This window comes from Pseudomonas sp. W15Feb9B, from assembly GCF_000828175.1.
Classification (GTDB): domain Bacteria; phylum Pseudomonadota; class Gammaproteobacteria; order Pseudomonadales; family Pseudomonadaceae; genus Aquipseudomonas; species Aquipseudomonas parakoreensis.
On sequence record NZ_JTKF01000004.1, the window covers coordinates 57,606 to 77,054 of the forward strand.

A 19,449-nucleotide genomic window follows, 5' to 3' on the forward strand; every position below is an offset into this window, starting at 1 on the left:
CCGAAGGAACGTCAGACGCTCAAACAGCGCAGTGCCACCGACCCGATTGCCTTCGCACATGGAGCTTTTATGAAATTTCTTGCACCGCTCGCCTTGCTGACCCTCTGTGGCGTTTTGGCCGCACCTGCGATGGCCGACGAAGACGCGCCGGGCCTGACCGGTTGCGCCGCGAAGAAGCAGGGCATCATCAATCAGATCGAACAAGCCAAATCCCGAGGCAACACCGATCAGCAGGCCGGTCTGCAAACCGCTCTGGATGAAGTGACCAAGAACTGCACCGATGCCGGCCTGAAGAAAGAACGCGAAAACAAGGTGCTGGAAGCCAAGCACGAAGTCAGCAAACGTCAGGCTGATCTCGACAAGGCGATGAAGAAAGGTGATCCGGAGAAGATCGACAAGCGCAAAAACAAACTCGCCGAGTCGCGCAAAGAACTGCAGGATGCGCTGGACCAGATTGACAAGTAACCCGTATTGAGGGCGATGTCCTGTGGCGAGGGAGCTTGCTCCCGCTGGGCGGCGCAGCCGTCGTAACCCCATTCAATCGATTTGAGTCTGTTACAGCGCGGTTGAGTGGGGTTGGGGCCGCTTCGCGGCCCAGCGGGAGCAAGCTCCCTCGCCACAGTTTTCCAGCAGTCTCAGACAATCAATGATCCCGAAACTCTTTATGGCAAGCGCTGCAGGCATCTTCAACCTTCTGCACCGCCGGTCCCAGGTTGCCGGCCTTGTACGGCTGAACCTTGCTGGCGATCACCAGTTCACCGGTGGCCGCCTCAAGGTTACGGGCCAATTCCTGAAAGCGGGCCTGACGCAGCCAGACATCGTCCTTGGCGCTGGTGTGATCTTCTTCGCGCACCTGCGGGAAATGCTTCCACGGTTCATGGGACAACGCATCAAGTTTCACCGCGCCTTCGGCGAATTTCGGCCCGTCGAACGGAATGCGTCCGCGCAACATGCCGCCCAGGTCTTCACCGGTCTTGAGCATCTGCTTGAAGATCGCCTTACGTTGACCCAGCGGCGAATTCGGATCGACGCCGCCACAGGCGGACAAGGTCAGACAGGCCAGCAATACAACAGAAATTCTTTTAAGAGTCATGGTGGCTTCAGGTCACGGAATTCGGCGGCCAGTATCCTCGCGTCGCCGTCAAACACCAATAGCCCTATTAAAAATACGGGTTGCCCGAGCGCATGGAGCACTCGGGCAACCGGCACAGGAATCACTCCATGAACAGCCGTTTCAAGGCCTGGCGTCACCCGCTGATCGCAACCCTGCCGCTGCTGGCAATCCTTGCTGGCTGTACGGGCGGCGACAATGCCAAACCGAAAACCCACGCCTTGGCGACTTATTCCAGCGCCACCTGGGAAGCCCTGCCGGCGGTGTCCGACAGCGACCTGGTCGCCGGTTTCGGCTCGTGGCGCAGCGCCTGCACCCGACTCAAGGCTGATCCGATCTGGGGTGGCACCTGCGCGGCAGCCGCCAACGTGCCGCAGAGCGCCGGCGAAATTCGCGCGTTTCTCAAGCAGAACCTGGATGTGTTCGGGTTGCGCGCCGAACACGACAACCCCAACGGCCTGATCACCGGTTACTACGAGCCGGTCTACCCCGGCAGCCTGACCCCCACCGAAACAGCCAACGTGCCGGTATATGGCGTGCCCGAAGACATGATCATCGTGTCGCTGGACAGCATTTACCCCGAACTCAAGGGCAAGCGCCTGCGCGGTCGCCTCGAAGGCCGGGTGCTCAAGCCGTATGACGACGCCGCAACCATCGAATCCAAAGGCGTCAAAGCCCCGGTAGTGGCGTACCTGACCGATCCGATGAACCTGCAGTTTTTGCAGATCCAGGGTTCCGGGCGAATTCAGACACCGGACGGCAAACAACTGCGCATCGCCTACGCCGACCAGAACGGCCACCCGTACCGACCGATCGGTCGCTGGCTGGTGGAACAGGGCGAGTTGAAGAAAGAAGACGTGACCATGAGCGCGATCAGCAATTGGGCCAAGGCCAACCCGTCGCGCATTCCGGAGCTGTTGGGCAGCAACCCGAGTTATGTGTTCTTCACCCGCAACCCGGACAGCAACGAAGGCCCACGTGGTTCACTGAACGTACCGCTGACCGCTGGGTACAGTGCGGCGGTGGATCGCAAGGTGATTCCGTTGGGCAGTCTGCTGTGGTTGTCGACCACCCGTCCGGACGGCACCGCTCTGGTTCGCCCGGTCGCGGCGCAGGACACTGGCGGCGCGATTGCCGGCGAGGTGCGCGCGGACTTGTTCTGGGGCACCGGCGACGCAGCCGGGCAACTGGCCGGGGACATGAAACAGCAGGGGCAGATCTGGATGCTCTGGCCTAAAGGTGCGGCGTTGCCGCAAGTGCCCCAGGTCGCCGACACGGTTAAGGACAAACCTTAAGCGCCTCGGCGCCTGAGCCATTGCCTTCGCGGGCCAGCCCGCTCCCACAGGTATCCATGGCGAGCACAAATCCTGTGTACACCCAAGCCCCCTGTGGGAGCGGGCTTGCCCGCGAAGAGGCCGGCAGCAGCACCCGAGAATCAGACAGATACAAAGAAGAACGCAGCAATCAGCCCCATCCCGACAAACCACACCAGCGACCGCAAGATCGCCCAATCCGCCAGGTAGCAGATGATGTACAGCAGGCGACTGGTGATAAACAGCACCGCCAGCACATTCACTGTCACCAGCTGCGCCGTGCCCACCAGATGCGCAACAATCACTGCGGCAGCAAATGCCGGCATCACTTCGAAGCTGTTCAGCTGCGCTGCATGCGCCCGTCGGGCGACGCCGCCCACGCTATCGAGAAAGTCCCGAGGATCATGATTGTCACTGAGCCGGAAACCGCCCGAGACCTTGGCCACAATCGTGCACACATACGGCAGGAAAATCGCGATCAATACACACCACAGAGCCACCGTCATAACGCCGTCCTTTTTTCGAGTGTTGGAAATGGCGGGCAGTCAGAACTTCATCACCAGCATGCCGATCAGCACCAGCCCACAGGCTAAGAGCCGCGGCCTGCCGAAAGGTTCTTTCAGATAACGCATACCGAACAGCACCACCAGGATCACGCTGATTTCACGCAGCGCTGCCGCTTCGGCAATCGAGCCCAACTGCATCGCCCATAGCACCAGAGCGTAGCTGAACAACACGCAGAACCCGACCGCCAGCCCCAGCTTCCATTGCTCGCGCCAGAACACCAGAAATGCCGGGCGTTTGGCGACCCACGCCAGCAACGGAAACGGCCAGGCGCTGAGCAGCGTGACCCAGACCAGGTAATCCAGCGGATGCGACCAGCGCCGCAAGGCTTGGCCATCGATGTAGGTGTAGCAACCGATGCACAAGCCGATCAGCGCCACCACCGGCAGCATCGACCACGGCAAATGTTTACCACCACCGCCCTGCCAGAGCAGGCAGACCATGCCCAACGGAATCAGCATGATTCCGAAGATCTGCTGCGTGGTGAGCACTTCGCCGGCGAAGATCAGGGTCAGCGCCAGTACCACCAGCGGCGACAAGCCGCGCATCAAGGGATAGACCAACCCGAGGTCGCCGACCCGATAAGCCTGGATCAGCAGATAGCGATACAGCAGCTCGAATGCTGCCGACGCCAGAATCCACGGCCAGATTTGCGCCGGTGGCAGGCTGATGAATGGAAAGGCCAGCGCCACGAACAACAGCGCCACCGTGTCCATGCACGCCACCACCAACAGCCGTTCGGCACTGAACTTGATCAGGGTATTCCACGTCGCATGCAACAGCGCCGCCATCAACACCAGAACTGTCGCCGCCACGTCCCACTCCTTGATTTTTTGTTGACCCTACACCAATGCGTACCACTGACCAACCGAGGGACGTGATTGTGTCCCCACCCCGAAACAGCCCATCCAACGTTCGCGCCGAAGAATCGGGGCGCTGTCTTTCCCCCCATCCAATGGAGCCCGGATGCTAGAACTTGTAGCCGCTTTTATCTGCCTCACCACCCTTCTCACCTTCGTCAATTACCGCTTCATCGGCCTGCCGCCGACCATCGGCGTCATGGTCACCGCGCTGATGTTCTCCCTGTTGCTGCAAGGCCTGAGCGTGCTCGGCTACCCCGGCCTCGAAGAACGCGTGCAGCAACTGATCGGCCAGATCGACTTCGGCGACCTGCTGATGAACTGGATGCTGTCGTTCCTGCTGTTCGCCGGCGCCCTGCACGTCAACCTCAACGATTTGCGCAGCTATCGCTGGCCCATCGGCCTGCTGGCGACGTTCGGCGTGCTGATTGCCACCGCCGTGATCGGCAGCCTCGCCTATTACATTTTTGCCCTGTTCGGCTGGCACGTGAGCTTCCTCTACTGCCTGCTGTTCGGCGCGCTGATTTCGCCGACCGACCCGATCGCGGTACTCGGCGTACTGCGTACCGCCAATGCCTCGAAACCGCTGAAAACCACCATCGTCGGCGAGTCGTTGTTCAACGATGGCACGGCGGTCGTGGTGTTCACCGTGCTGCTGGGCATCGCTCAGTTGGGTGAGACGCCGACTCTCAGCGCCACGGCCATGCTGTTCGTTCATGAAGCCCTTGGCGGCGTGCTGTTCGGCGGGCTGATCGGTTATGGGGTGTACCGGATGATCAAAAGCGTCCAGCAGCATCAGATCACTGTGATGCTGACCCTGGCGCTGGTGATCGGCGGTTCGGCGATGGCCACCGAGTTGCACGTTTCGGCGCCGATTGCGATGGTGGTCGCCGGTCTGATCATCGGCAACCTGGGACGCAACCTGGCGATGAACGACATGACCCGCAAGTACCTCGACGGCTTCTGGGAGCTGCTCGATGACATGCTCAACGCCCTGCTGTTCGCGCTGATCGGCATGGAGCTGTTGCTGCTGCCGTTCAACTGGGCGCATGTGGCGGCGGCCAGTTTGCTGGCGCTGGCGATCCTGCTGTCGCGCCTGCTCACCGTGGCCCCGGCCATCGTTCTGTTACGGCGTTGGCGCACAGTGCCGCGTGGCACCATCCGCATCCTGACCTGGGGCGGTTTGCGCGGTGGTGTCTCGGTGGCACTGGCGCTGGCCCTGCCGCTGGGCCCGGAGCGCGATCTGCTGCTGAGCATCACCTACATCGTGGTGCTGTCGTCGATCCTGTTGCAGGGTCTGACCATCGGCAAACTGGTCAAGCACGCCACCCGTGACGAGCCGGCCACAGCGGCCGAGCCCGCGCATCACTGATCATTTTCTGATCTGCTGCGGATCGGGCTTCTTGGCCTGATCCGCAGACTCTTTGCCAGTTTCTTTCGGCGCGCCGCTCTCGCTGCGGATCTGCGCATGGCTGATCAGGGCAAAGATGCAACTGCCGCCGATGATGTTCCCCGCCAGCGTCGGACCGGCAAACACCATCCAGAAATCACTCCACGGCAACTCGCCGGCAAACACCAGATACGAGACTTCTGCCGAACCGACCACGATGTGGGTGAAGTCGCCCAACGCCATCAGATAAGTGATGAGGATGATGATCCACATCTTCGCGCTCTCCATGGACGGGATCATCCAGACCATGGTGGCGATCATCCAGCCGGAGACGATGCCCTTGGCGAACATCTGGCTGGCGTGGTTCTCCATGACCTTGCGGCCGATTTCAAGGAAGGCGTGATCGGTCTTGGTGTCAAAGATCGGCAGCTCGAGCATCACGTACGCCACCAGAATCGTCCCGCACAAATTGCCGAACAGGACGACGCCCCACAAGCGGATCAACCGGCCAAAATTGGCCAGGGTCGGTTTGGTCATCACCGGGAGGACGGCGGTCAGGGTGTTTTCGGTGAACAGTTGCTGGCGGGCAAGAATCACCGCGAGGAAACCGGCACAGTAGCCGAAACTGGCAATGACCTTGAATTCGTCGCCCTCGGGCAGGCGTGAATTGAGCAGGCCCATGCCCATCAGCGACAGGCCCATGGTCAATCCGGCCGCGAGCGCCGACCACCACAACGCGGCGATGCTGCGCTCCAGTTCCTGATCGCCCTGAGTGCGGATGATTTCATGCAGAACCGCTGCGCGAGGCGGCTGGTTTTTCTCGACTTCATGTTGTTCATCGGTCGAGAGATTGGGGGTCTTGCCGTCTGTCGGGGTGGTCATGGCGTGGGAACCGGGTGGGGGCTTTTAGCTACGACCCTTGCCGTTCGGAATACGTTCTGTAGGAGCTTCCGAAGGCTGCGATCTTTTGATTTTGCTCGACCAAAACAAAGTCAAAAGACCGCAGCCTTCGGCAGCTCCTACAGGGCTTGCATTACTTGGTGACGAGCTCATCTTCCTTGAACTGATCTTTGACGTACTTGATCTCGGTCCGCCCGTGCGGCGCCGGCAGGCCGTCTTCGCCGAGGTTGACGAAGACCATCTTCTCGACCGTGAGGATGCTCTTGCGGGTGATCTTGTTGCGTACTTCGCAGGTCAGGGTGATCGAGGTGCGGCCGAACTCGGTGGCGGTGATGCCCAGTTCGATGATGTCGCCCTGGCGCGAGGCGCTGACGAAGTTGATTTCGGAAATGTACTTGGTCACCACGCGCTGATTGCCCAACTGGACGATCGCGTAGATCGCCGCCTCTTCGTCGATCCAGCGCAGCAGGCTGCCGCCGAACAGGGTGCCGTTGGGGTTCAGGTCTTCGGGTTTTACCCATTTGCGGGTGTGGAAATTCATGTTCACTCCTGAGCGTTTGCCGAAAGATGGCGCCATCTTGGCAGACCGGGCGGTCAGGCTCCATGAGCCTTCTACTATGGTCGCGATTAGCGATCTTCATCTGGCCGACAGAAACCCTTTGGAAGATCAGTCTAGACGGCTATAATCGCCCCCGTTTCAAAACGGTAACCTTCACTTGCTACCGTTTTCCCGCCACCTGTCCGAGGGGCGCTGCAGCAGGATCAACCTGTCAGGCTCGGATGGGGCGTTGACTGGCCACGGCCGGACACTAAACGCACAACGGCGCCCATTCGCATACATTACGAATGGAGGCTCTTCATGAGCGCTGTTATCACGCCTGCAGATTTTAACGATTACAAAGTTGCCGACATGTCCCTGGCTGCCTGGGGCCGTCGCGAAACCATCATCGCCGAGTCGGAAATGCCGGCCCTCATGGGTCTGCGCCGCAAGTACGCCTCCGAGCAGCCACTCAAGGGCGCGAAAATCCTCGGCTGCATCCACATGACCATTCAGACTGCCGTGCTGATCGAAACCCTGGTTGCCCTGGGTGCCGAAGTACGCTGGTCGTCCTGCAACATTTTCTCGACTCAGGATCAGGCCGCTGCGTCCATCGCTGCCGCCGGCATCCCGGTTTTCGCCTGGAAAGGCGAGACTGAAGAAGAGTACGAGTGGTGCCTGGAGCAGACCATCCTGAAAGATGGCCAGCCATGGGACGCCAACATGATCCTCGACGACGGCGGCGACCTGACTCAGCTGCTGCACGACAAGTACCCACAAGTACTGGATCGCGTTCACGGCGTGACCGAAGAGACTACCACTGGCGTTCACCGCCTGCTGGACATGCTGGCCAAGGGCGAGCTGAAAATCCCTGCGATCAACGTCAACGACTCGGTGACCAAGTCCAAGAACGACAACAAGTACGGCTGCCGTCACAGCCTGAACGATGCGATCAAGCGTGGTACCGACCACCTGCTGTCCGGCAAGCAAGCGCTGGTCATCGGTTACGGTGACGTGGGTAAGGGTTCGGCCCAGTCCCTGCGTCAGGAAGGCATGATCGTCAAGGTTTCCGAAGTTGACCCGATCTGCGCCATGCAGGCCTGCATGGACGGTTTCGAACTGGTTTCGCCGTTCATCGACGGTATCAACGACGGCACCGAAGCGAGCATCGACAAAGCGCTGCTGGGCAAGATCGACCTGATCGTGACCACCACCGGTAACGTCAATGTTTGCGACGCGAACATGCTCAAAGCCCTGAAGAAGCGCGCTGTTGTCTGCAACATCGGCCACTTCGACAACGAAATCGACACCGCTTTCATGCGCAAGAACTGGGCGTGGGAAGAAGTGAAGCCACAGGTTCACAAGATCCACCGTACCGGCCCGGGCGCGTTCGATGCACAGAACGATGACTACCTGATCCTGCTGGCCGAAGGCCGTCTGGTGAACCTGGGCAACGCCACCGGTCACCCGAGCCGCATCATGGACGGCTCGTTCGCCAACCAGGTACTGGCGCAGATCTTCCTGTTCGGTCAGAAGTACGCCGACCTGTCGCCAGCCCAGAAAGCCGAGCGTCTGACCGTTGAAGTACTGCCGAAGAAACTCGACGAAGAAGTGGCCCTGGAAATGGTGCGCGGCTTCGGTGGCGTGGTTACTCAACTGACCAAGCAACAGGCTGACTACATCGGCGTGACCGTCGAAGGCCCGTTCAAGCCGCACGCTTACCGCTACTGATTGGCTGAGCGTCGACGCGGTGTGCCTTGCGCACCGCGTTGCCTGACTGGCGCTGCTGACCGCTCTGTGTAGGAGCTGCCGCAGGCTGCGATCTTTTGATCTTCAAAGATCGCAGCCTGCGGCAGCTCCTACAGGAGTACAGCGTCCGGCTTACGTGTTTCCAAGGGTATGACCATGTCCCAAGACCGTCGCTACAGCTTCGAGTTCTTCCCGACCAAGACCGATGCTGGGCATGAAAAACTGCTCAACGTTGCCCGTCAGTTGGCAACGTACAACCCCGATTTCTTTTCCTGCACCTACGGCGCTGGCGGTTCGACCCGTGATCGCACCCTCAACACCGTTCTGCAGCTGGAAAGCGAAGTCAAAGTACCGGCCGCACCGCACTTGTCGTGCGTCGGCGACAGTAAAGACGACCTGCGCGGACTGCTGAACGAGTACAAGGCTGCCGGCATCAAGCGCATCGTCGCCCTGCGCGGTGACCTGCCGTCCGGCATGGGCATGACCAGCGGCGAGCTGCGTCACGCCAATGAACTGGTTGAATTCATTCGTGAAGAAACCGGTGATCATTTCCACATCGAAGTTGCCGCTTATCCGGAGATGCATCCGCAAGCGCGCAATTACGAAGACGATCTCGCCAACTTCGTGCGCAAGGCCCGCGCCGGCGCCGACAGCGCGATCACCCAGTACTTCTTCAACGCCGACAGCTACTTCTACTTTGTCGACCGTTTGCAGGCGCTGGGCGTGGACATTCCGGTGGTACCGGGGATCATGCCGATCACCAACTACAGCAAGCTGGCGCGTTTCTCCGATGCCTGCGGTGCGGAAATCCCGCGCTGGATCCGCAAGCAACTGGAAGCCTACGGCGACGACAGCCAGAGCATTCAGCGCTTCGGCGAGCAGGTTGTCAGCGAAATGTGCGAACGCCTGCTGCAAGGTGGCGCACCAGGGCTGCACTTCTATTCCATGAACCAGGCCGAGCCTAGTCTGGCGATCTGGAATAACCTGAAGTTGCCGCGCTAAAAAGCACCTAAGCAAAATCAAAAGATCGCAGCCTTCGGCAGCTCCTACAGGGGTGTCGCGGCTGCGATCTTTTGCTTTTGAATCCCCGAATTAGAGCTTGTGCAGGCACTTTCTGGCTCTTTCGCGTTTCTCGTCGTAATCTCAAGCCATGCCTTTGATCGCGCAATTATTCACGGTGCTGGTTTTTGCTTGCCTGAGCTTTGCCGCTCGGGGCGAGAAGTTGCGTATTGTCACCGAGCCATGGGCGCCGTACGTGTACGAAGAGGACGGCAAGAACCTCGGGCTGGATTACGAAACCACGGCCATCGTGTTCAAGCGTCTGGGGATCGAGGTCGAATGGCAATTTTTGCCGTGGAAACGTTGCCTGTCGATGCTCGAAACCGGTCAGGCTGACGGCGCACTGGACATCTTTCACAGCGACGAGCGCGACGCCACCCTGCTCTACCCCATCGAACCGCTGTCGGACGTCGAGTTCGTGATGTTCTACGCCAACGACCGGCCACACCCGTTCAGCAAACTCGAAGAACTCAAAGGCCTAACCATCGGCACCTCGCCGGGTTATCTGTACAGCCCTGACTTCAGCGAATCGACACTGTTCACCCGCGAACCGGCGCCAACCCACGAAGCCAACTTCGGCAAACTGCTGCGCGGGCGTATCGACTTGCTGATCACCGATCGCCGCGTCGGTCAGCATTTGCTCGATCAATTGAATATCCGCGATCAAATCAGCGAAAACCCTACAGTTATCAGCCGCCAGAGCCAATATCTGGCCGTTCGCCGCAATGCCGGGATGGATCTGCTGGTGGCGCGTTTTGGCGCCGAGCTCAAGCGCTTCAAGCGCGAACCGGCCTACGCCGAGCTCAGCGCACGCTACGGCGCAGCCCCGGTCGACGCCGCGCCAATGAGCAACGTCTCGGCCAGCCGCAAAACCGTTGAGCAGCAGGAAAGCAGCGCGCAGTGATTGCTCTGTTATACTCCGGCGTTCCCGCCAGGCTCACGCCCGGACGCCCGGAACCGTAACAGGCCTCCAGTCCCGCTACAGCGCAGCTTTTCAGCCCGCGCGAGCGCTCCTGACGTGCCTTCGAGACCGCAGCAGGACCGGACGGGATCGCGTCCTCTTAAACGCGATTCGCGCCAGGCAAGACTCCCATTGGGCCAAGCCCTAACTAAAACAGGATTACTCATGTCCTTTGCTTCCCTCGGTCTCTCCGAGGCTTTAGTCCGTGCCATCGAAGATGCGGGCTATACCGAGCCTACTCCGGTGCAACAGCGGGCCATTCCCGCCGTGTTGCAAGGTCGCGACCTGATGGTTGCGGCACAGACAGGTACCGGTAAAACCGGCGGTTTCGCCCTTCCGATCCTGGAGCGGTTGTTCCCCAACGGTCACCCGGACAAATCCCAGCGTCACGGCCCGCGCCAACCGCGCGTCCTGGTCCTGACCCCGACCCGCGAACTCGCGGCCCAGGTTCACGAGAGCTTCAAGATCTACGCCCGTGACCTGAAATTCGTCAGCGCCTGCATCTTCGGCGGTGTCGGCATGAATCCTCAAGTCCAGGCCATGTCCCGTGGCGTTGACGTCCTCGTCGCCTGCCCGGGTCGCCTGCTTGACCTCGCCGGCCAAGGCAGCGTTGACCTGTCCCACGTCGAAATCCTCGTCCTCGACGAAGCCGACCGCATGCTCGACATGGGTTTCGTGCACGATGTGAAGAAAGTCCTCGCGCGTCTGCCGGCCAAGCGTCAGAACCTGCTGTTCTCGGCGACCTTCTCCAAAGACATCACCGATCTGGCCGGCAAACTGCTGCACAACCCGGAACGTATCGAAGTCACGCCGCCGAACACCACGGTCGAGCGCATCGAACAACGCGTGTTCCGTCTGCCGGCCAGCCACAAGCGTGCCCTGCTGGCGCACCTGATCACCGCCGGCGCCTGGGAACAGGTGCTGGTGTTCACCCGCACCAAGCACGGCGCCAACCGTCTGGCCGAATACCTGGACAAACACGGCCTGCCGGCTGTGGCGATCCACGGCAACAAAAGCCAGAACGCCCGCACCAAAGCCCTGGCCGACTTCAAGGCCGGTGAAGTGCGCATTCTGGTAGCGACCGACATCGCCGCGCGCGGTCTGGACATCGACCAGTTGCCACACGTGGTCAACTTCGAGCTGCCGAACGTCGATGAAGACTACGTGCACCGCATCGGCCGTACTGGCCGTGCCGGTCGTTCGGGCGAGGCGATCTCGCTGGTCGCGCCGGACGAAGAAAAACTGCTGAAAAGCATCGAACGCATGACCAAGCAGAAAATCGCCGACGGCGACCTGATGGGCTTCGATGCCAGCACCATCGAGGCCGAGAAGCCTGAAGTGCGCGAGCGTCCGGACATGCGCAACCCGCGCAACTCCCGCGGTCCGCGCGGCGACGGTCCGAATGGCGGCGGCGGTCGTAAAGACAAAGGCAAAGACAAGGGCAAGGAAAAACCCGCCGGCGAACGCGGCGAGCGCCCTGCCCGTCAGCAGAAACCACGTGAAGGCACGCCGAGCCGCGAACAGCGCCCAAGCCAGCCACCACGCGCGGCGGCTGATCGTGCACCGGACGAGTTCCTCGACGACGATATCGATAACTTCGGTAACCGCGTCGATTACGTGCCGAAAGCTGCTCCAGCCGGTGGCCGTGGCCGTCGTCCGGGTGCTCCGGCACAAGGTGCAGGCGCAGGCGCTCCACGCGGTGGTCAATCGCAAGGTCGCCAGAACGGCCCGCGCAACAGCAATGGTTCGAGCACCGGCACTCCGCCGGGCAAACGCAACGGCCCGCGCAACGGAGCTCCGCGTGACGGCCAGGGCCGTCGTGACGAGTCCTCGCGCAACCGCCGTCCGGCTCGCGACGATCAGCAACGCGCCGAACCGGCCGTGCAGAACCCGCGCAGCACCGGGCCGAAGATCATGCACAAGGAGTCCAAGGCTGACCGCTTCCCGACACCTGAGCAGCTCGATCAACTGCCGACCCGTCCGCGCGGCGAAAAACCAGCCTTGCTGACCCGCAATCGCTGAGTTATCGCAGCCATTAAAAATGCCCCGGTTCGAAAGAGCCGGGGCATTTTTTATGGATGTCCCAGAACCCGCTTTCTGTAGGAGCTGCCGAAGGCTGCGATCTTTTGAGGTTGGTTTTTCCAGGATCAAAAGATCGCAGCCTTCGGCAGCTCCTACAGGGATTCGGGTTGTGGCGGGCAATAAAAAACGCCCCCGGCCTTACGACCGGGGGCGTTTTAGTGTGGCAGCGAAGTTATTTCGCTTTCACACCTTCGAACGAGATGTACAGGTCGACGTTGTCGGACTGTGGACCCAGGTCCATCATCTTGCCGAAATCAGAACGCTTGATGCTGGTAGTACCTTCGAAGCCGGCACGGTAGCCGCCCCATGGATCCTTGCCTTCGCCCAGGAACACGGCCTTGACCACGATTGGCTTGGTCACGCCGTGCAGGGTCAGGTCGCCGGTCACGTCAGCCGTGTCTTTGCCAGCGGCGTTCTTGCCGGTGGATTTGACGCTGGTGGAGACGAACTTGGCGTCAGCGTATTTGCCCACGTCCAGGAAGTCTTTGCTGGCGATGTGCTTGTCGCGCTCGGCGTGGTTGGTGAACACGCTGGCGGTCTTCACGTTGAATTCGATTTTGCTGTCTTCAGGCTTGGCAGCGTCAAAGCTGAACTTGCCGTCGATGTCCTTGAAGGTACCGGTGATGTAGCTGTAGCCCAGGTGGCTGATCTTGAAGTCGACGAAAGCGTGCTGGCCTTCCTTGTCGACGGTGTAATCAGCAGCCATCACGTTCGCGGACAGTACGGCCGAACCGATTGCCAGAGCGGCCAGAGTCTTTTTCAACATGCTTTCTTTTCCTTTGAGTCGAGGTTGAATTTCAGGATTTGCGACCGAGCATTCGCGTCAGGGTCGCATCACGATCGATAAAGTGGTGCTTCAATGCTGCCAACGCATGGAGACCGGAAAAAATTACCAGCGCCCACGCCAGCCAGAGATGAATCACCCCAGCGGTATCTGCCTGATCCGGTAGCCCGGAAACCAGTGCAGGCACTTCAAACAGACCAAACACCGGAATCCCGACACCGTCTGCGGTGGAAATCAGGTAACCGGCAAGCATCACAGCGAACAGCCCGACGTACAGAAACCCGTGGCCGAATTTGGCGCCGATGCGGGTCATGCGGCTGTAGCTTTGCAGCGTCGGTGGCGGTGGGCTGATAAAGCGCCACAACACCCGCAACACCATCACACCCAGCAGCACCAGACCGATGCTCTTGTGCAGATCCGGCGCGTCTTTGCGCCAGCTGCTGTAGTAATCCAGCCCCACCATCCACAGACCCAGCGCAAACAGTCCGAAGACCGCCAGCGCCACGCCCCAGTGCATGAAGATGCTGACCCAACCATAGCGTGAAGCAGAGTTACGTAGCTGCATTGCCCAAATCCTGTGAGAACTGCGAACCAAGACTAGCGAGTTATCTATCGAATTAAAGCGGAAAATTTTGCTTTGAAATATCGAGAAATACGATCAAGAGTCTGTAAGTGGCTTGTTAAGGAAAGATTAACCGGGAAAAGTGTGGCGGGATGTCAGGTGGAAGATCCTGATGATGTGCTGTATGAACAGGCCTCATCGCGGGCAAGCCCGCTCCCACAGTGGACAATAGCGCACACAAACTCTGCGCTCACCGCAAAACCTGTGGGAGCGGGCTTGCCCGCGATGAGGTTCTCACAGGCAATAAAAAAGCGCGGCCGTAGCCGCGCTTTTCATTCACCGCAAAGCCTTACTGCGCTTTGCTGTCCGTGCCTGCCGCCGGAGCCGGCGCTGTAGTCGGTTTCGCCGCTGGCTTCTTCGCCGGCTCAGCCTTTTTCGCCGCAGGCTTGGCCGGGGCCTTTTTCGCCTCGGTTTTCGCTGCAGGCTTCTTCGCCGCAGGCTTGGCTGGCGCTTTCTTCGCCGGCTCGGTTTTCACCGGAGCAGCGGGTTTCGGCGCTTCCACCGGAGCTGGCGCAGGTGCCGGAGCCGGTGCAGGCGCTGGAGTCACTGGCGCTGGAGCCGGCTCAGGTGCCTTCGTAGGCTCTGGCTTCTTCTCGTCGTCCGAACCGCCAAACAGGTTGCTGAAGAAGTTACCTTTCTTCGCCGCCACGGCACCCGCCGCGCCCGCCGCTGCTGCAGCCGGAACCACTTTGACCGGCTCAAACGACTTGCCGGCGGCCAGGTCTTCAACCTGACTGGCCGCACGCTGACCGGTGCGCAGCGCACCTTCCAGGGTGCCCGGATACAGGGTGTCGGTGTGCTCGCCCGCGAAGGTCACGCGTTGCAGCGGACGCTCCCACAGGCGCCAGAACTTGCTGATCTGGCCCGGACCGTAAGCCAGGTAAGCGCCGCCCATCGACGGATCGGTGCTGTAACGACGGATTTCATAACCGGTGAACGAGCCACGGGCCTGTGGATAAAAAGCGTGCAGACGGATCAGCACCTGATCGACCATCTGCTTGTCGCCGAACGCCTGCATCACGCGGGCGTTGTCGCCGGACAGGTTGATCACCACATTGGCGCCGCCCTTCAGCGCCGGCTCGATCCAGAGCATGCCGAGGCCGGCGTTGCTGTAGATCTCACCGGACATGCGCGCCTTGCTTTCCCACACCGGCGTCTTGAACTTCAACATGATCTGGTCGCGCCAGCCGTAGTTGGTGCCCTTGATCGCGGCCAGATGCTGGGCGTCCAGTGCCGGGGTCAGCGCAATCTTGTTCAGCGCGCGCAGCGGCACGGCCAGCACCACGTAATCAGCCTGGTAGCCGACACTGCCGACCTTGACGGTCACGCCGTCCTTGTCCTGAGTGATCGCCGACACCGGCGAGTTGGTTTTGATGGTCTTGATCTGCTTGACGAAGGCCTGGGCCAGTACCTGGCTGCCGCCGACCAGACGCGAAGCACGCAGGTCGCGGTCGGAGACGCCGCGATACACGCGGTTCTGCTGGGCGAAATACAGCAGCGACAGGCGCGAAGGCTCGTCGTAGTGGGTGCGGATGTCCTGGTTGATCAACTGACGCGCGGTGGCCGGCAGGTTCTGCTTGTCGAGCCAGCTCGACACGTTGATCTGGTCCAGCGCATGCAGGGTGTTGGTCGCGGCCGGGTTCTGCGGGTCGTCGATCGAACGGGCCAGATCGTCGAGGGTTTTCTGATAGCGCTTCAAGGCATCGGCGGTGGCCGGTTGCTTGGTCGCCAGATCGGCTGCGGAGAAATACTCGCCGTCGATCAGATAACCCGGGGTACGCACGAATTCAGGGGCCGGCGTGGTGCTCAGCTTGAAGGTCGAGACGTATTTGTTCAGCACCGGCTGGGTCTTGTCGTTGCCGATCCACTCGCTGGTGGCCATGCCCGAGCGACCGCCCAGGCTCGGTTTGGCTTCCAGCAGGGTCACCTGCCAGCCCTTGTTTTGCAGCTCGTAAGCCGCGGTCAGGCCCGACAGGCCGCCGCCGATCACGATTGCGGTTTTATCCTTGGCCAGCGCCGTAACGCTGAACAGCCCCAACATCACCAGCGCACAGGCGCGCAGCCAACCGACAGACATTCAGCGAACTCCGGAAATACACGTAGGAAAAAGCAGTTTTTGCGGGTCAGACGACCCAAAGAACCGCGAAGAATACGTCAGCCATCAAAACGCCGCCAGCGACGTCTATCGGCCCATACAAAGTAGCTCAATCGACACAATGGGTTGTTCCGACGCGATGCATTGCATAGGCTTGCGCGATTGTTTGCCCGCGCCTGACGCGAGCCGCCTCGAGGAGACTGTAAATGGGCCTGAATAACCAGTGGATGCAACGCGACCTCGCGGTGTTGTGGCATCCCTGCACCCAGATGAAAGACCACGAACAGCTGCCGCTGATCCCGATCAAGCGCGGTGAAGGCGTGTGGCTCGAAGACTTCGAAGGCAAGCGCTACCTCGACGCCGTCAGCTCCTGGTGGGTCAACGTGTTCGGCCACGCCAACCCGCGCATCAACCAGCGCATCAAGGATCAGGTCGATCAGCTGGAGCACGTGATTCTCGCCGGTTTCAGCCATCAACCGGTGATCGAGCTGTCCGAGCGCCTGGTGAAGATGACCCCGCAAGGCCTGAACCGGGTGTTCTACGCCGATAACGGTTCGTCCTGCATCGAAGTCGCGCTGAAAATGAGCTTTCACTACTGGCTCAACCGTGGCCAGCCGAACAAGAAGCGTTTCGTCACCCTGACCAACAGCTACCACGGCGAAACCATGGCGGCGATGGCGGTCGGTGACGTGCCGCTGTTTACCGAAACCTACAAAGCGCTGCTGATGGACACCCTCAAGGTGCCGAGCCCGGATTGCTACCTGCGCCCCGAAGGCATGAGCTGGGAAGAACATTCGCGCAACCTGTTCGCCGCCATGGAACAGACGTTGGCAGAGCATCATGACAGCGTGGCGGCAGTCATCGTCGAACCGTTGATTCAAGGCGCCGGCGGCATGCGCATGTATCACCCGGTGTACCTCAAGCTGCTGCGCGAAGCCTGCGACCGCTACGGCGTGCACCTGATTCACGACGAAATCGCCGTTGGCTTCGGCCGCACCGGCACGATGTTCGCCTGTGAACAGGCTGGCACCCGCCCGGACTTCCTCTGCCTGTCCAAGGCCCTGACCGGCGGCTACCTGCCACTGGCGGCGTGCCTGACCACCGACGAGGTCTACAGCGCGTTCTACGACGACTACCCGACCCTGCGCGCCTTTCTCCATTCGCACAGCTACACCGGCAACCCGCTGGCCTGTGCGGCGGCGCTGGCGACCCTGGATATCTTCGAGCAGGACAACGTCATCGAGAACAACCAGGCACTGGCCCGGCGCATGGCCTCGGCCACTGCGCATCTGGTCGATCACCCGAACGTCAGCGAAGTGCGGCAGACCGGCATGGTCCTAGCCATCGAAATGGTCAAGGATAAAGCCACCAAAGAGGCCTACCCTTGGCAGGAACGTCGCGGCCTGAAGGTGTTCCAGCATGCGCTGGAGCGTGGCGCGCTGCTGCGGCCGCTGGGCAGTGTGGTGTATTTCCTGCCGCCGTACGTGATCACCCCGGAGCAGATCGATTTCCTCGCCGAAGTCGCCAGCGAAGGCATCGACATCGCCACTCGCGACAGCGTCAGCGTGGCGGTGCCGAAGGATTTCCACCCGGGCTTCCGTGATCCGGGCTGATCTATTTCACTTAAGCTTCAGCGGTGACCGGAGTACCGTCATCGCTGGCAAGCCAGCTCCCACAGGTCCTGCGCAAAACCCTGTGGGAGCTGGCTTGCCAGCGATGGGGCCGCCAGACTTTTACAAATTTTACAGAGACCCCGCATGAGACTGTCCCGCTTCTTTATCGACGCCCCCCTGAGCACCGGCGAACACGAACTGCCGGAAGCCCAGGCGCATTACATCAGCCGCGTGCTGCGCATGGCCGAGGGCGATGCGGTGCAGTTGTTCGACGGTTCCGGCCATGAGTTTCGCGGCGCGCTGGTGGAAGTCGGCAAGAAACGCGTCGTCGTACAGATCGACGAGCAGTTCGCCGGGCAGATTGAATCGCCGCTGCAGATCCACCTCGGCCAAGGCCTGTCCCGGGGCGAACGGATGGACTGGGCGATCCAGAAAGCCACCGAGCTGGGCGTGACGGAAATCACCCCGATCTTCAGCGAGCGCTGCGAAGTGCGCCTGAAGGACGAACGCGCCGACAAGCGCCTGCTGCACTGGCGTCAGGTGGCGATCAGCGCTTGCGAGCAATGCGGTCGTTCGCGGGTTCCGGTGATTCATCCACCGGTGCTGCTGGCGGACTGGCTGAAACAGACCGAAGCCGAGCTGAAACTGGTGCTGCACCCGGTGGCCGAGCCGTTGGTCAGCCACGCCAAGCCTGGGACCCTGGCGTTCCTGATCGGACCCGAAGGCGGCTTGTCCGACGCCGAAGTCGAGCAAGCCAAATCCAACGGTTTCCACGCCGCCCGCCTCGGCCCACGCGTGCTGCGTACCGAGACTGCGCCGGTTGTGGCACTGGCGGTGGCGCAGCAATTGTGGGGTGATTTCTAACCCGTCACGGCACCGGATCACTGATCGGTTTGGCGATGATTGCCTTGAGTTCGCTGGTCATCGGGAACTCAAGGTTCAAGCCTTTCGGCGGGATCGGCTGTTCGAACCACTTACGGTAGATCCCGTTGATCTCCCCCGAACTGTACAGATCGGCCAGCGCGCCGTTCACCAGCGCGAGGAATGGCGGATCATCCTTGCGCACCATGCAGCTGTAGATTTCCCGCGATTGCTCCTCCCCCACCACGACCCAGTTGTGCGGGTCCCGCGCCTTGGCCCGCTCGCCGTAGAGCAATGCGTCGTCCATGTAGAAGGCCGCTGCCCGTCCCGACTGCAGCATCTGGAACGCCTCGCCGTGATCCTTGGCGCTGATCACGAACATGTTCAGTTTGTGGTCAAGGTTGTAGCTCTTCAGATAGCGCTCGTTGGTGGTGCCGGCGGTGGTCACCACGTTCTTGCCGCGCAGGTCATCGAAGCTGTGGATGCCGCTGTCCTTTGCGGTCAGCAACTGCCCTTTGACGTAGATGAAACCGTAGGAGAACGCCACCTGTTTCTGCCGCTCGGCCGTCACCCCGGTGGAGCCGCACTCAAGATCAACCGTGCCGTTCTGCACCAGCGGAATCCGCGTCTGCGACGTCACCAGGTTGTACTTCACCTTCAGCTCCGGCAACGCCAGTTGCTGCTTGATCCGCTCGACAATCTTGCCCGCCAGCTCCACCGAATACCCCATCGGCTGCCCGGTGTGATCGCCCACATACGAGAACGGCACCGACGCATCGCGATAGCCCAGGGTGATGCTGTTGGCGCTGGCGATCTTGCCAAGCGCGCCGGTCAGCGGCACTTCATTGGCCTGTGCCTGGGCGCCGATGAACAGCGCCAGTGTGCAGCCGAGCAACGTGATTTTTTGCATTGTTATTCTCCGTTGTAGTTGGGGTGTTTTAGCAGAA

At 60.8% G+C, this 19,449-nt stretch carries 18 protein-coding genes and 1 riboswitch; of the genes, 9 read left to right on the forward strand and 9 right to left on the reverse strand.

Annotation, left to right across the window (positions count from 1 at the left end; all coding sequences use genetic code 11):
• The first annotated feature begins 69 nt into the window (after positions 1-69).
• Positions 70-465, forward strand: a complete 396-nt coding sequence (locus tag OC71_RS01820) for a DUF1090 domain-containing protein (protein WP_041063442.1) — start codon at positions 70-72, stop codon at positions 463-465.
• A gap of 178 nt (positions 466-643) precedes the next feature.
• Here OC71_RS01820 and OC71_RS01825 read toward each other — a convergent pair whose 3' ends face one another.
• A complete protein-coding gene (locus OC71_RS01825; protein ID WP_041063443.1) occupies positions 644-1,093 on the reverse strand; it encodes a cytochrome c in 450 nt (149 codons plus the stop codon).
• Positions 1,094-1,221: 128 nt separating this feature from the next.
• Between OC71_RS01825 and OC71_RS01830 the strand changes: the two genes are divergently transcribed.
• Positions 1,222-2,406, forward strand: a complete 1,185-nt coding sequence (locus OC71_RS01830) for a murein transglycosylase A (RefSeq protein WP_041063445.1) — start codon at positions 1,222-1,224, stop codon at positions 2,404-2,406.
• A 140-nt stretch (positions 2,407-2,546) separates the two neighbouring features.
• Here the strand turns inward: OC71_RS01830 and OC71_RS01835 are convergent, their stop codons facing one another.
• Entirely contained in the window at positions 2,547-2,930 is a 384-nt protein-coding gene (locus OC71_RS01835; protein WP_027610617.1) for an MAPEG family protein, read from the reverse strand.
• Positions 2,931-2,969: 39 nt separating this feature from the next.
• Positions 2,970-3,803, reverse strand: coding sequence for an EamA family transporter (locus tag OC71_RS01840; RefSeq protein WP_041063447.1), 834 nt, complete (start codon positions 3,801-3,803; stop codon positions 2,970-2,972).
• Between the two features lie 151 nt (positions 3,804-3,954).
• On the opposite strand from OC71_RS01840, the gene OC71_RS01845 reads away from it, so the two are divergent.
• Entirely contained in the window at positions 3,955-5,220 is a 1,266-nt protein-coding gene (locus OC71_RS01845) for a sodium:proton antiporter (protein WP_041063449.1), read from the forward strand.
• Here the strand turns inward: OC71_RS01845 and OC71_RS01850 are convergent, their stop codons facing one another.
• Together OC71_RS01850 and OC71_RS01855 are read right to left on the reverse strand one after the other, a co-directional pair.
• Positions 5,221-6,120 carry a formate/nitrite transporter family protein gene (locus tag OC71_RS01850; protein ID WP_041063451.1) on the reverse strand — a complete coding sequence of 300 codons (900 nt, stop codon included), beginning with the start codon at positions 6,118-6,120 and terminating at the stop codon, positions 5,221-5,223.
• 151 nt (positions 6,121-6,271) lie between these two features.
• Positions 6,272-6,679 carry an acyl-CoA thioesterase gene (locus tag OC71_RS01855; protein ID WP_003229043.1) on the reverse strand — a complete coding sequence of 136 codons (408 nt, stop codon included), beginning with the start codon at positions 6,677-6,679 and terminating at the stop codon, positions 6,272-6,274.
• A 196-nt stretch (positions 6,680-6,875) separates the two neighbouring features.
• Positions 6,876-6,974: riboswitch (S-adenosyl-L-homocysteine riboswitch) on the forward strand.
• A 23-nt stretch (positions 6,975-6,997) separates the two neighbouring features.
• Between OC71_RS01855 and ahcY the strand changes: the two genes are divergently transcribed.
• From ahcY to OC71_RS01875, 4 genes are all read left to right on the forward strand, one after another.
• Entirely contained in the window at positions 6,998-8,407 is a 1,410-nt protein-coding gene (gene ahcY / locus OC71_RS01860; RefSeq protein WP_007959684.1) for an adenosylhomocysteinase, read from the forward strand.
• Between the two features lie 174 nt (positions 8,408-8,581).
• Positions 8,582-9,427 (forward strand): methylenetetrahydrofolate reductase [NAD(P)H], encoded by an 846-nt coding sequence (metF, locus tag OC71_RS01865; RefSeq protein WP_003229047.1) that lies wholly within the window; start codon positions 8,582-8,584, stop codon positions 9,425-9,427.
• 148 nt (positions 9,428-9,575) lie between these two features.
• On the forward strand, positions 9,576-10,388 hold the full coding sequence (locus OC71_RS01870; protein WP_041063457.1) for an ABC transporter substrate-binding protein: 813 nt from the start codon (positions 9,576-9,578) through the stop codon (positions 10,386-10,388).
• Positions 10,389-10,610: 222 nt separating this feature from the next.
• A complete protein-coding gene (locus OC71_RS01875; RefSeq protein WP_041063459.1) occupies positions 10,611-12,467 on the forward strand; it encodes a DEAD/DEAH box helicase in 1,857 nt (618 codons plus the stop codon).
• 232 nt (positions 12,468-12,699) lie between these two features.
• Here the strand turns inward: OC71_RS01875 and OC71_RS01880 are convergent, their stop codons facing one another.
• The 3 genes from OC71_RS01880 to OC71_RS01890 all read right to left on the reverse strand — a co-directional run bounded on the left by OC71_RS01880 (position 12,700) and on the right by OC71_RS01890 (position 16,010).
• Positions 12,700-13,293, reverse strand: coding sequence for a YceI family protein (locus OC71_RS01880; protein ID WP_041063462.1), 594 nt, complete (start codon positions 13,291-13,293; stop codon positions 12,700-12,702).
• 31 nt (positions 13,294-13,324) lie between these two features.
• Positions 13,325-13,876, reverse strand: coding sequence for a cytochrome b (locus OC71_RS01885; RefSeq protein ID WP_041063464.1), 552 nt, complete (start codon positions 13,874-13,876; stop codon positions 13,325-13,327).
• Between the two features lie 346 nt (positions 13,877-14,222).
• Complete coding sequence (locus tag OC71_RS01890; protein ID WP_041063465.1) at positions 14,223-16,010, reverse strand: flavin monoamine oxidase family protein; 1,788 nt, start codon at positions 16,008-16,010, stop codon at positions 14,223-14,225.
• 224 nt (positions 16,011-16,234) lie between these two features.
• Between OC71_RS01890 and OC71_RS01895 the strand changes: the two genes are divergently transcribed.
• Positions 16,235-17,641: an adenosylmethionine--8-amino-7-oxononanoate transaminase gene (locus tag OC71_RS01895; RefSeq protein WP_041063467.1), complete on the forward strand. Its 1,407-nt coding sequence runs from the start codon at positions 16,235-16,237 to the stop codon at positions 17,639-17,641.
• Between the two features lie 144 nt (positions 17,642-17,785).
• Complete coding sequence (locus OC71_RS01900) at positions 17,786-18,505, forward strand: 16S rRNA (uracil(1498)-N(3))-methyltransferase (protein WP_041063469.1); 720 nt, start codon at positions 17,786-17,788, stop codon at positions 18,503-18,505.
• Between the two features lie 4 nt (positions 18,506-18,509).
• Here the strand turns inward: OC71_RS01900 and OC71_RS01905 are convergent, their stop codons facing one another.
• Positions 18,510-19,412, reverse strand: a complete 903-nt coding sequence (locus tag OC71_RS01905) for a transporter substrate-binding domain-containing protein (RefSeq protein ID WP_041063471.1) — start codon at positions 19,410-19,412, stop codon at positions 18,510-18,512.
• Positions 19,413-19,449 lie beyond the last annotated feature (37 nt).